This window comes from Bacillus sp. HY001, from assembly GCF_007558965.1.
GTDB lineage: Bacteria > Bacillota > Bacilli > Bacillales > Bacillaceae_G > Bacillus_A > Bacillus_A mobilis.
The window spans coordinates 108,161-121,532 of sequence record NZ_VLTE01000032.1; the positions used below are offsets into that span (position 1 = coordinate 108,161).

At 32.1% G+C, this 13,372-nt stretch carries 13 protein-coding genes and 1 pseudogene; all 14 read right to left on the minus strand.

Annotated features, from left to right (window positions below):
* Window positions 1-43: 43 nt before the first annotated feature.
* Window positions 44-1,360: a UDP-glucose dehydrogenase family protein gene (locus FOT98_RS17215; RefSeq protein WP_063262302.1), complete on the minus strand. Its 1,317-nt coding sequence runs from the start codon at window positions 1,358-1,360 to the stop codon at window positions 44-46.
* Between the two features lie 94 nt (window positions 1,361-1,454).
* Window positions 1,455-1,678: pseudogene (locus tag FOT98_RS32950) on the minus strand (IS3 family transposase); the annotation flags it as partial.
* A gap of 87 nt (window positions 1,679-1,765) precedes the next feature.
* Window positions 1,766-3,232, minus strand: a complete 1,467-nt coding sequence (locus tag FOT98_RS17220; protein WP_063262303.1) for a flippase — start codon at window positions 3,230-3,232, stop codon at window positions 1,766-1,768.
* Window positions 3,233-3,479: 247 nt separating this feature from the next.
* On the minus strand, window positions 3,480-4,067 hold the full coding sequence (locus tag FOT98_RS17225) for a glycosyltransferase (RefSeq protein ID WP_063262304.1): 588 nt from the start codon (window positions 4,065-4,067) through the stop codon (window positions 3,480-3,482).
* A gap of 83 nt (window positions 4,068-4,150) precedes the next feature.
* Entirely contained in the window at window positions 4,151-5,245 is a 1,095-nt protein-coding gene (locus FOT98_RS17230; RefSeq protein ID WP_063262305.1) for a glycosyltransferase family 4 protein, read from the minus strand.
* A 24-nt stretch (window positions 5,246-5,269) separates the two neighbouring features.
* Window positions 5,270-6,181, minus strand: a complete 912-nt coding sequence (locus FOT98_RS17235) for a glycosyltransferase family 2 protein (RefSeq protein WP_063262306.1) — start codon at window positions 6,179-6,181, stop codon at window positions 5,270-5,272.
* Window positions 6,182-6,214: 33 nt separating this feature from the next.
* Window positions 6,215-7,435 carry a hypothetical protein gene (locus FOT98_RS17240; RefSeq protein WP_063262307.1) on the minus strand — a complete coding sequence of 407 codons (1,221 nt, stop codon included), beginning with the start codon at window positions 7,433-7,435 and terminating at the stop codon, window positions 6,215-6,217.
* A gap of 15 nt (window positions 7,436-7,450) precedes the next feature.
* Entirely contained in the window at window positions 7,451-7,993 is a 543-nt protein-coding gene (locus FOT98_RS17245) for an acyltransferase (RefSeq protein ID WP_063262308.1), read from the minus strand.
* Window positions 7,994-8,018: 25 nt separating this feature from the next.
* Complete coding sequence (locus tag FOT98_RS17250) at window positions 8,019-8,891, minus strand: glycosyltransferase family A protein (RefSeq protein ID WP_063262309.1); 873 nt, start codon at window positions 8,889-8,891, stop codon at window positions 8,019-8,021.
* 18 nt (window positions 8,892-8,909) lie between these two features.
* Window positions 8,910-9,545: a glycosyltransferase gene (locus tag FOT98_RS17255; protein WP_063262310.1), complete on the minus strand. Its 636-nt coding sequence runs from the start codon at window positions 9,543-9,545 to the stop codon at window positions 8,910-8,912.
* A gap of 1 nt (window position 9,546) precedes the next feature.
* Window positions 9,547-10,356: a WecB/TagA/CpsF family glycosyltransferase gene (locus FOT98_RS17260; protein ID WP_063262311.1), complete on the minus strand. Its 810-nt coding sequence runs from the start codon at window positions 10,354-10,356 to the stop codon at window positions 9,547-9,549.
* Between the two features lie 247 nt (window positions 10,357-10,603).
* Window positions 10,604-11,680 carry a GDP-mannose 4,6-dehydratase gene (gmd, locus tag FOT98_RS17265; protein ID WP_063262424.1) on the minus strand — a complete coding sequence of 359 codons (1,077 nt, stop codon included), beginning with the start codon at window positions 11,678-11,680 and terminating at the stop codon, window positions 10,604-10,606.
* Window positions 11,681-11,712: 32 nt separating this feature from the next.
* Window positions 11,713-12,657, minus strand: a complete 945-nt coding sequence (gene fcl, locus FOT98_RS17270) for a GDP-L-fucose synthase (RefSeq protein WP_063262312.1) — start codon at window positions 12,655-12,657, stop codon at window positions 11,713-11,715.
* Window positions 12,658-12,675: 18 nt separating this feature from the next.
* Complete coding sequence (locus tag FOT98_RS17275; protein WP_063262313.1) at window positions 12,676-13,356, minus strand: sugar transferase; 681 nt, start codon at window positions 13,354-13,356, stop codon at window positions 12,676-12,678.
* Between the last annotated feature and the right edge of the window lie 16 nt (window positions 13,357-13,372).

Below are 13,372 nucleotides of genomic sequence, written 5' to 3' on the forward strand. Positions count from 1 at the left end.
AAAAAAACAGACCAACTGGTCCGAATTTACTTTTAAATAAATACTATACTCGAGACATTTCTAAACTATTTATTGTTTCTCGTCCAATTGAGTCGTATATGATTTTTTCATTTTTTACACTCATCAAGTCATAACAGTTTCGTCCATCGATCACGATAGGATTTCTCATCAATTTACTGTAGTTCCCTAAATCAAAGTTTTTCACATCATCCCATTCAGTAAAAATAAAACAAACGTCTGCATCCTTAAGGGTATCCTCTATAGAATAACAATAAGTAACTCCTGGGTATAGTTTTTTGAAGTTATCTATGCCGACTGGATCCCACGCCCTAATATTCGCCCCACCTTCAATCATAATTGGAATATTTACAAGTGTAGGCGCTTCTCTTAAATCATCTGTTCCAGGTTTAAAAGTTAATCCAAGGACAGCTACATTCAATCCTTTTAAACTATCAAAGTATTTTCGAGATTTTTTAATCAATTTAAGCTTTTGATTTTCATTTACATCAATAGCTGCCTTTACAGTCTTTAGCTCATAATCATGGAAATTTGCCAACCAATGTAATGCTTTCGTATCTTTAGGGAAACAAGATCCACCATAGCCTATACCGGCATTTAAGAATCGATTTCCTATACGACCATCATATCCCATACCATGTGCCACATCTTCTATATCAGCTCCAATAATCTCACAAAGGTTTGCAATTTCATTGATGAAAGATATTTTTAAAGCTAAAAAATCATTGGAAGCATATTTTATCATCTCAGCACTTTTTCTATTCGTTACCACAATTGGAGCATCAAAATCCTTATAAACTTCTTTTAATACCTCACTAGCAAACTCATCTTCCACTCCAATAACAATTCTTGATGCGTTTAACGTGTCCCTTACAGCTGTACCCTGTGCTAAAAACTCTGGATTAGAAGCAACATATACATTTACATCATTTTTTAAATTGGACTTAATCAAATCTTCAATTTTATCATTTGTACCTATTGGTACTGTTGATTTAACAACTATAACACAGTCTTTCTCAATACTATCAGCTATTTGTTTAGCTACTCCATAAACATAAATTAAATTAGCAGAACCATCTTGTTTTTCTGGAGTTCCAACACCTATAAAAATAACATCTGCATCTTTATAGGTTTCTTTATAATCAGTTGTAAAACTTAATCTATCCATATTACTAACCATTAGTTCTTCTAGACCTGGTTCATAGATAGGAGAAACTCCTGCCTTCATTAAAGCTATTTTTTTATCATCCAAATCTACACAAGTAACAGAATGTCCGTATTCTGCAAGACAGACACCCGTTACTAGACCAACATATCCAGTTCCAGCTACTGCGATTTTCATTTTTATCCCACCTCTACTTATTGAAAAACTTTTATATATTGCATTTTAATATCTAAAGAGCAGATTAATTAAAATATCAATACATGAGTGGCTACACTCGCTTTATGCTTACTCGTAATCCCCGTTCTAATAGTATTTGATGAATCTTCGGCGCACCATAACGATTTTCGTTATCTTGATGAATTTGTATATTTTTTTAATTAATTCTTTATTTTCAAGGCGACGATTTGACTCTGTTTTGTGCTGGGATTGGTAGTAAAGGTTTCTCGCTATCTCAAGGGGCCAGCACATCATATGAACAGAGTGTGTTCCTCCTTGAAACCCATTGTAAGAACTTAACTAAGTTATATCCTTATGACTATATTAGCTCTACATATAGACTAATTATCCGCATTAATTTATGTATTAATGTCTATTACTGAACCTTTTAAACAATGGCCCTTTAAGTTTGTTTAAAATAATCATCATTACTTTCTCTTTCATTAATAACAGGACTATAAAGTAAACCAATGCACCTGCAACTGCACCAATTACAAATGAAAGGACTAAGCTATTAAATATACTACGTATATAAATGACTACACCACTCATTAATAATGCAGCGACTAGATAACTAAATGAAGATTTATTTATAAAGCTAATTTCTTTATATCCTAATTTCTTTTTTGCTATATAGTATCTCATACTTACAGAGCTTATTTCTGAAATAACTTGGACTATACCTGCCGCTAAAAACCCAATTATGGGAATTAATATTATATTAAGGAGTAAACTCAGAAAACTAGTTATAATAGAACAATACAGGCCTAACTTTTCTTTGTCTGAGGCCACAAGAACTTGGTATTGAAGATACGTAGCTAAAGGTGAACAAATAATAGTAAGAGCTAAAATTTGAAATAAGAGAGTCGCCTCTAAAAACTCTTCCCCCCCTAATATGAACATAATACTCGGTGCTAAGCATATACATCCAATTGTAATCGGAATAGTAACCCATAAAATAAAGTTTGGGACCTCACTCAAAAGCTGACGAAATTTTAATTTATCTTTTTTTATATAATATGAAGCACGAGGTAAAGTTGCATTTGATATGGCTGTAGATATTGCAACAGCCATACTAACTACAGTTTTAGTTCTGTTCATAAAAGCTACCGCTTTAGTATCTATCAAAAATCCCAAAAGGGCTTGATCTGCATTTGTATAAATATTGACTACAAAAGTATGCATAAAAAAGATCTTAAGGAATTTAAAATGTCTTAATGGTTTTATATTTTTAAACTGTAATTTCACATATCTTCTACTATACAAATAGTTTAAGATTCCATTTAAGCCATTCGCAATAACACTAATTAAACCGAAAAGAACATAATGTTCCTCCTGTTTAATAAATAGAAATATACATATTAAAGAAAAGATTTTAATAAAAGCATTTCGTATAGTTATGTAACGATATTCTTCTACCCCTTGAAAAAACCAATCAATGGAAAACATATTTAAAATGATACTTAATGAGAGAATTAAAAAAAGTGGTGATTCAAGAGTAAAGTTACTAATATTAAAAACGACAAAGTAATAGATAATCGTAACAATTAATGACATAGCACCATTAATGATGAAAATTTCCGAGAAAAGTTTATTAAGCTGTTCTTGGTTATTTCGAATTTTTGCAATCTCTCGGATACCATAGGTAGTTGTGCCAAAAGTAGCAAATAAAATAAACCAATTGACTATAACCATAGCAAAATTGACCTTACCTAAATTAGAGGCACCTAATATTCGTGAAACATACGGTGCTGTTATTAGTGGAAAAAGTAAATTCAATCCTGTATAAATAAAGTTATATATAATATTTTTAAACAATGACTTGTTCTTCACAATTTGCCTCCCAAACAGAAATAAACCTGGCATCGTCTTTATTTTTTACCCCTTCAACCCCCACAAGGAAACTAGAGCTCAAACAGTTAACATAGTATCCACATAAAAAACAAATTTTTAGGGTTGAGAATGATATTGAATTTCTGTAAATGGAGTACCTATCAGGATTTACAATTATAAATTTGTATAATCCAAATAGAATTAAAACTTCAAGATATAGAATAATCTTATTATCTAGGCTACAACTTTACTTTGTTATCTGCTGATAGATATTGCTCAAAATCTTAAAGTTCTCTTCAGCAGTGTAATATTCTTGATAAAATTGAAAGGTACTTTGGTACAGATCCTTGCCCTGTTTTTTTGCTTCTAATAATCTCACAATTGATTCTACTATGGATTCAGATGATTTGTAATCAAACCCATAACCCGTCACATCATCAATTACCAGATTATCTACATTACCAATTCTACTTCCTAGAACTGGGGTCCCATACCTATATGCCTCAACAATAGTCATTGGAAACCCCTCATACCACTGGGTTGGTAGAATAAGCGCTAAGGATTCAGCAATCATTTGAGTTACTTTTTGATTTTCAACATACCCTATCATTTTTACACTAGGCTCAAGCTTATTAGAAATAATATACTCGTTACACCATTCCTCTTCAGGACCGGTGCCACATATGATAAGTTGTACAGTTTGCCTTCCATAAGTACTATATGTTTTCCATGCTGTTAAAAGTTTATCTATCCCTTTTGTTTTATCGATGCGACCTGCAAAGATGATCTGTTGTTTTCTATTTTCGCTCCTTATATAATTTATTAGTCGACTCATCTTTTATCGCCCTTTCATTTTATAAACTAGTAGATTAGTGGAATTACTTCTTCCAAAGAATAGCATAGTGATATAATTTATATTTAATCTTTTTTTAAGTTACTATCATATTCCCTCTTAAATAATTTATAATATTTATCCGCTACAATGTCCCAAGTGTTATGCTCCGCTGTCACCGTTGCATGCTTTCTCAACTGTTTTAATTTCCCTGGGTTCTGCTTAACTTCCTGTAAAATATTTAGAATTATTTCTCCCGTTTTATTGTCTAATGAAACAATATAACCATTTTCATCATTTCTAATAATATCTCTTGCTCCACAGCTGTCAGATAAAATACATGGACAACCAACAGTCATGGATTCTAAAACTGCAACATTAAATGTATCATGTAAACTTAGACATAACTGAAAAGTGGACTGTGCATAGTAACTAAATAATGCTGTCTTATCTTTTATTAATCCATGATATGTCACATAATTCTCAAGTTTATTATTGGATATATATCGTTTATATTCTTCTTTAATTTGATCGTTTTCAACAGAACCATACATATCTAAATGTACATCGAAATCCGAATTATCAATTATATACTTTATTGCCTTAAGCGTTTCAAGAATCCCTTTTCCTTTTTTTATACCGCCAACAAAAATAAATTTAATCTTTTCAGCATCTAATCTATTATCTTTTGAGGGAGCTAAAGGATTAGCCTGAACCCCATTGTTTATAACGTATATATTTTTATTCCTGCCGTAAATTGATTTAATATCACTTGCAAGTTTAGAAGAAACACAAATAATATTTTTAAACTTTTTATATAAAAACTTTTCTAACATTAAATAACGATTCTTGGTAACACCTGACATTTCAGAATCAATTTTATATATTCCATGAACAGTAAGGTAATAAGTATTTTTCCAGTTAATTAAGCTTATCAAATAAATAATTAGTGCCATTATAAAACCATCTGTATGAACATTTACAACCAAGTTTTTTTTAAACAACACCTTTGTAATAATATCTTGAATAAGCCTAACAAAAGAAGTAGATTCATTTTTTAGAATATACTCGACATCTACATTTAATCTTGAAAACGATTTTTCCAAATGATATACCACGTTTCCTGGTCCATTGAGCTTATTACCTTCATATAACTTGCCGACTATAATAATTTTCTGCATAGTATATTGTTTGCCTTCCTACAATCAAAGATATTTACTTATTTTTCCTGACATCAAATTTATAAAGGCATTAGCTACAATTTTTATGGTTTTAAACGGATGAATTTTACACATCACTCTTAATTCCTTTGCAGCATTTTTATATTCTTTTTTCTTCATAAACAAAATCATCAATCGATTCGCAAAACTGTATTCAATTTCGCGTACTTGTTTTTCTGAAAATTTGTCATAAAGTTTTCTACCTAAATTCCTGTAATTCATTTCTCCCATTATTGTTTTTCCTTTAGTACTAATTCTGGGTCCCTCATAATCATAATACCGTGTTAGTACTTTAGGCACATATTCTATTTCATAACCAACTTTTAAAATATTTAACATCAAAATCGAATCTTGTTTACATGGGACATCCTGAAACATTCCTACTTCTAGTAGAACATCTTTTCTACACATCCATTGGGTTGTTGCTGCAATACAATTGTGAACTAATTGTTCATATAGACAGTTTCCACTAAAATTGTTTTCAACAATAATATGCTTTCCATTATCCATGACAGTTTCCGTATAACCATATACAAGAGCTAATTTAGAATTTTTATTGTTTTTAAAAACTGCTAATTTTTCTTCGATGTTCTCTGGTAAGTACTCATCATCATCATCTAAAAAGGCAATAAATTTACCTTTTGCATGCTTAATGCCAACGTTGCGTGATCGAGCCCCCCCCATGTTTTCGGAATTTTTAATATACTTCACTTTATTATTTAACTCATATTGCGACATTATTTTTTCTGTCTCTCTACGATAATCACTTCCGTTGCCATTATCATCAATAACCAATATTTCGATATTAGAATAAACTTGATTTAAAACACTATTTATTGCCCTTTGTAACATATCATTTCTAGCATAAGTCGGTATAACAACACTTACAAGATCCATCCTAACTTCCCTTTCGTATTCTAATATTTTCTTCTAATTAGATTCTATCTTTCTACTATCCATTAATTTTAAAATCATAATGAACAGTAAAAATAATAAAACAGCATCTGTGAGTACCAAATAAGCATTAAACATATTCATTTCTACAAATATCATAAAGATACTAAATGCAATACAGCTATTCCCATTTTTAATAGCCTTAATACATGGTTTAATTACTATGAAATACACCATACCGATAACATTAATAGCTCCAAATTTGTATAGTAAAATTAAAAAAGGATACTCCTTTGCAATAGCTGTATTCCAGCTACCCACCAGATTTATCAAAATAGAATCAATAGACTCACCATATCCTGTAAAAAACCTTAATTCCAACTCCTTCTGTGCAAAAATCATGGTCCAGACTTCATTTCTACCAGTAGTCAACGATTCGTTGTTTAATCTAGAAAATACTAAATCAAATAAACCAATATAATATGCCGAAAGAATGAGTATTATCAACATTATAAAATTTCTTATTCTTTTTTCACCCTTCAAGTTAAACCAAAACAAACTCACTAAAAAAATAAATATTCCTGTCTTACTGCCTGTACTTAATACACCAATCATAGAAATAGCCATTACAATTTTGGTGCTAACAATTGATTTTCCATGTGTCCTTGTATAACACATATTTAGTAAATAGAACATATTATAAATTAAAGCATTCATAAGATAGTGTCCCATAAACGATGCAAACCTGTATGAAAAAATACCTGCAGAATTAGGTACCCAGTTTGAAATCCCAGGAATGACTGTACTTGTTAAAAATTTCATAATAGCGAAGTTGGTTAATGTATCAATTGCATATATCCCAAAAATAATATATACGAAGAAATTAAAATACTTTAGTAACTTGATAAGTAAATTTTTGGCGAATACAGAATTTGAATTAACTCCAAACATTAATACCATTAATGGTAAAAAATACATCACAGTACTATATATAATTTGTTTTACAGAAACACCATTCAATATATTTATAATAGCAGCATGAATAACCATTATTCCTAGCAGGGACATCCCCTTACCATTCAACCAAATTCCTTTCCCTCGAAAAACCAATAACAGGAAACTTAGATAGAATAAGTAATTCACATTTGCTAAAGGCCCCATAAATTTAATTCGCATATAAAAGCATGTTAAAAATAAAGAGCATATCAATCCAAAAGCAACTACAGTACTAATTTTTAATTTACCTTGATGTATCACATAGTGCCTCCAATACTATAACTTCTTCACCATCTTTGCCGGAGACCCTGCATACACTCCTGGCTCTAATAAATCCTTACTGATGACCGAATTTGCCGCTACTACAATGTGGTTACCTATTGTTACTCCCTGGGTAATTACCACATTGGCACAAATCCACACATCGGAGCCAATCTTCACAGGCGCCGATGATATTCCTTGCTTGCAAATCAAATTATTAGGGTTACTGTACTCATGTTTGTGGTCTACTATTACAACGTTCGGTCCAAAGAGATTATTATCTCCTATAGTTATTTCACTCATTGCAACCAATTTACAATTTGTATTAAAAAAATTATTATATCCTAGCTTTAAATTTCCACCATTCACTTCAAGGTTACAAAAATCCGAAAACCATGTCTTAGTTCCTATATCACAATATCCCCTAGAATGAATCCAAAACCTGACGCTTTTCCCGATGAAATACTTAATACCCCTAGTCTTTAATCTTCCTAAATTAATAATCTTTTTATTAAAAAGTCTTAGCAATCCAATACATAACATTATATACTTTCTCATCACCGCTTCTCCAAACTAATAAATTTTATTTTATCCTTATTTTACGCGATAGATATCGGATGTACCCCATTGGAAAGGCCAATACAGTATAAAATAATGGCAGCTTGTACAGCCTTTTTCTTGCAAAGCAATAAAAGCATACCACATTAACTGCAGCCTTAATTTTTTTGATAAACCCTCTAGAATAATTAAATCTATTATAATAGTAAAGCATGAAGCCTTTAGGGTTTTTCATCATGATGCTATATAAATTATTGGTATATCCATCTTCTTGATATTGGACTATTATCAAGGTTTCTGGACAAACCCATAAATAGGATTTAGTATCTAGCAGATCATATACCACACCTTCTGTAATGACCTTTTCATCTGGAAATACCGGAAATGGGTTCTCCTTCATAACATCGGTCCGTATTACTAAAGCTGTATCCACTCCAAAGCCTTTTTCGTATAACTTTGTTAGAGTTGAATAACAATTTTCTTCTGGGAATTTGCTATTGTTTATATGTCTACCTCCTATTACCTCTTTATATGCAACCATTCCCCACGCTTTGCTATCTAATGCTTTGTCCCAATTTTGGATAATAATATCAACTGCATTATCTGAAAGATAATCATCTGAATCAACGCACATAAATAGTGGTGTTTCAATCCCTTCTACCCCACTATTATGTGCTCTCATTTTACCGCCATTATTTTGATAAACGTATTTAATTTCGATTTTGTTTTCTTTTATAAAACCCTGTACTAGTACTTCTGTGTTATCGTTTGAGCCGTCGTCCACTAAAAGCCAGGAAAAATTTTTATTAGTTTGCCTGCACAAACTCCTGTATAGGTTTTCAATTATATATCCTCTATTAAATGTGGTTGTAAGTATGGTAATTTTTTTATTGTTCATTAACAATAACCCCTGTATTTATTTGAAATTTGGCTTAATAAAAACCTTGTTAGGATCAATTATCTGTTTTTTCCCTTTATTTAATTGTAATAATTTCTCCTTGTTAAATTCCGTAAGACAGATGTAATTAAGCTTTTTATAAGTACCTAAAAATCTATGAATCTTTAGCGTAAATACGCAAGCGAGTGTTTGAATCTTGCTACCCCGATAACATTTATTAGTGACCGCACACTTAAGACCTTTGTCAACACAATCTTCACATATTTGACCATCCCGATAAAATAGGGCCCCGGGACATAATAACCTAAAATTGTGTATTGTCTGAATAACTGGGGTTTTTGTACTGAATGCTGCATAGTAGACCGATGGACTAATAAGATTAAGCGTATTATGAACATGAACAACATCTATTTTATTTCGTTTAATAATAGCCTTAACCTCTCGATAAGTTCTAATTGAAAACACTGTAGTAAACGGAAGACATAGCTTTTGTAATTTGCTCATCTTCCTTAACTCATTATTATTTCGGCTGTATAACAAAACTGTGTATCCATGTTCTTCTAATAGCTTCTTCTCATTAATAACAACCGTATCCTCACCACCTGGAATTTGATAATAGTTGTGGACCATGAGAATTTTCTTTTTTTTCTCCATTTTATTTTCCCCTTATAAAGGTATGCCATATGAACTTATTATTCGTATGAAAATATCTCTTAAATAACCTGCGAGGGTCTTGAAGCAATCGATAAAACCACTCCATATTAATCTTCTGCATCCATTTAGGTGCCCTATTAATATTTCCGGCAAAGTAATCAAAACCAGCACCGACACCTAGCATCAATCCATTTACCTTTCCTTGATGCTCAAACATCCACTTTTCTTGCTTTGGGGCACCAAGACCAACCCATACAAAATCTGGTTTAGTATCATTAATAAGCTTTATAATTGTTGCATCTTCTTCGATAGTCATTGGTCTAAAAGGAGGACTATACATCCCGACAACCTGAATATCTGGATAGTTTTGTTTTAATTTTATGTGCATTTTTTCTAAAGTCTCTTCTGTAGATCCATAAAAATAATGTCTATATTGATTCTCCACTGACGCTTCGAACAATTCCCCCATAAGACTTGGGCCCGTTGTTCTATCCATATTCTTATGCCCACGTTTTCTACCAATTGTAGATAATGGTCCACCATCTGGGATTGCCATCAATCCACCATTCTGAATTTTACAATAGTTTTCATCTTCATAGGATGTAACGGTGGTATGTACATTAGAAACACAGATATAATCACCAGCTAAGCGATTTCCAGATTTACTTTTAACATTTGTTTTCAAATATTTTAAAAGCCACTCCATATTAATCGCTGCAATATCCACACCAAGAATATTACAGGTAGGTATATTACTTTTGTCCACCTTGCGTTTATACTCCTTATAAACCGTAACTTTACTCGAGTTCATCTCGTAATCTTCCCACCTTTTATTTAAAAATAAACTTATTATTCTTTCAAACATATTATTGCGTAAAGTGTTCTAAAAAACTATTTCATAAAGTTTAAACATAATAACTTCTTCTAAAATAAAAAAGAGAACCTCCTAAGATTCTTGTATGCTGTATGTTATAAAATAAACCAATCAAGAATAAAAAGAAGTTACGTATAAAACAAGTCATATGCTTATATGAGATTATATATAATAGGTAAGTAAATCAATCAAACATCTTCTTAACTCTATCTTCCTTCTCAACCTTCTCCATATCTGCTTCTACCATAATACGAACAAGCTCTTCAAATGAAGTCTTCGTTGGATTCCAACCTAGTAATGTTTTTGCTTTTGTTGGATCTCCTAATAATTGTTCTACTTCTGCTGGACGGAAGAATTTAGGGTCTACTGCTACAAGTACTTTACCTGTTGCTTTATCAATACCTTTTTCCTCAGCACCTTCTCCTACCCATTCAAGCTCAATACCAACATGTTTGAATGCTAATGCAGTAAATTCACGAACTGTATGCATTTCGCCTGTTGCGATAACGAAATCTTCTGGTTTGTCATGTTGAAGGATTAACCACATACACTCTACATAGTCTTTTGCGTAACCCCAGTCACGAAGGGAGTCTAAGTTTCCTAGGTACAATGTTTCCTGTTTTTCTTGTGCAATACGAGCCGCTGCAAGTGTGATTTTACGTGTTACGAATGTTTCACCACGACGTTCTGATTCATGGTTAAATAAAATCCCGTTTACTGCAAACATGTTATAAGATTCACGGTAATTCTTTGTAATCCAGAAACCATAAATTTTCGCTACACCGTACGGAGAACGTGGGTAGAATGGCGTTGTTTCTTTTTGTGGTACTTCTTGTACTTTTCCGTATAATTCAGATGTTGATGCCTGATAAATACGAGTCGTTTCAGTTAAACCTAAAATGCGAACTGCTTCTAAGATACGTAATGTTCCTACGCCATCTACATCTGCTGTATATTCAGGTACATCAAATGATACTTTTACGTGTGATTGTGCACCTAAGTTATAAATCTCATCTGGACGAATTTCACTAATTAAGCGAATTACGTTTGATGTATCTGTAATATCACCATAATGAAGATGGAAATTTTCTTGGTTATTTAACCCTTCGATTTCTTCGTTTACTAATCGCTCAATACGATCCATATTATAAGAAGAACTACGACGGATAATACCATGTACTTCATATCCTTTTTCTAATAAAAACTCTGCTAAGTAAGATCCATCTTGTCCTGTTACGCCTGTAATAAGTGCCTTTTTCATACTGCCTTTTCCTCCAAGTAATGTAATCTTTTTTACTTTCTCACTAATTCCTTTTCCGTTTGTAAAAACCAATTATACGCTTTCTTTAAACCTTCATCTAAAGAAGTCGTTGCTTTCCAGCCTAAAGAGTTTAACTTTGAAACATCTACTAACTTACGAGGTGTTCCATCTGGTTTAGATACATCAAAGCGAAGTTCGCCAGTAAAACCTACCGTTTCTTTCACTTTTTCAGCAAGTTCTTTAATAGATAAATCTTCACCTACACCGATGTTCACAATTTCATTACCTTCGTATTTATTCATTAAGTACACACAAGCGTCTGCTAAATCATCAGAGTATAAGAACTCACGTAATGGCGTACCTGTTCCCCAAACTTCTACAAACTCAGCATTACTTTCTTTTGCCTCGTGGAACTTACGAATTAAAGCTGGTAATACATGTGATGTATGTAAGTCAAAGTTATCATTTTCACCATATAAGTTTGTTGGCATTGCTGAAATATACTTTGTACCGTATTGACGGTTATATGATTCACACATTTTAATACCTGCAATTTTTGCAAGTGCATACGGCTCATTTGTTGGTTCTAATTCACCTGTTAATAAATATTCCTCTTTTAACGGTTGTGGTGCTAATTTCGGATAAATACAAGTACTACCTAAAAATAGTAACTTCTCAACACCGGAACGATAAGCTAAATCGATTACATTCGTTTGAATCATTAAATTATCACGAATGAAGTCCGCTGGATATTGATTATTTGCAACAATTCCACCCACTTTAGCTGCCGCTAAAAATACATAATCAATTTTTTCTTTTTGGAAGAATTCTTCTACTTGTCTCGGATCACGTAAATCTAATTCTTTACTCGTTTTATAAACTAGATTTGTATAGCCTTGTTCTTCTAATTTACGTAAAATTGCTGAACCAACTAATCCACGATGACCCGCTACATAAATTTTAGAATCTTTTTTCATGATTTTTCAAACTCCTTTTTAAAAGGCATTATTTGATCCTAATAATACCTTTACTGTTTTTAATATAATCTTTATATCATAGAAAACATTTCTATTACGTATGTATTCTAAGTCTAATTCCACCATTTCCGCAAATCCAACACTATTTCTTTCTGTCACTTGCCAAAGTCCTGTACACCCCGGAGTCACCAGTAACCTCTGTTCATCATAAGAAGTATATTCTTTCACTTCTCTCGGAAGCGGTGGACGTGGTCCAACCAAACTCATCTCACCTTTCAATACATTTAATAACTGCGGTAACTCATCAATACTTGTTTTACGAATGAATTTACCAATTCTTGTAACACGTGGGTCCTCTTTCATTTTAAACATAGCACCTGATACTTCATTATGTTGCAATAAATCTTTTAAACGTTCTTCCGCATCTGTTACCATTGAACGGAACTTGTACATTCCAAACTCTTTTCCGTCTTTCCCAACACGAATTTGTTTAAAAAAGACAGGACCTTTCGGATCTTCCAACTTAATCAATATAGTAACAATAATAAAAACGAATGAAAGCAAAATAATACCGCATAACGCACCAAATATGTCCATTAAACGCTTCATAAATAAATACAACCTATTTTGATTTATCTCTTCAGCAGCAAGTAATCCTTGTTCCTTTACAGTTCCACTGGATACCTTGGTTAAGGCCAATTCCTTTTCACCTCAC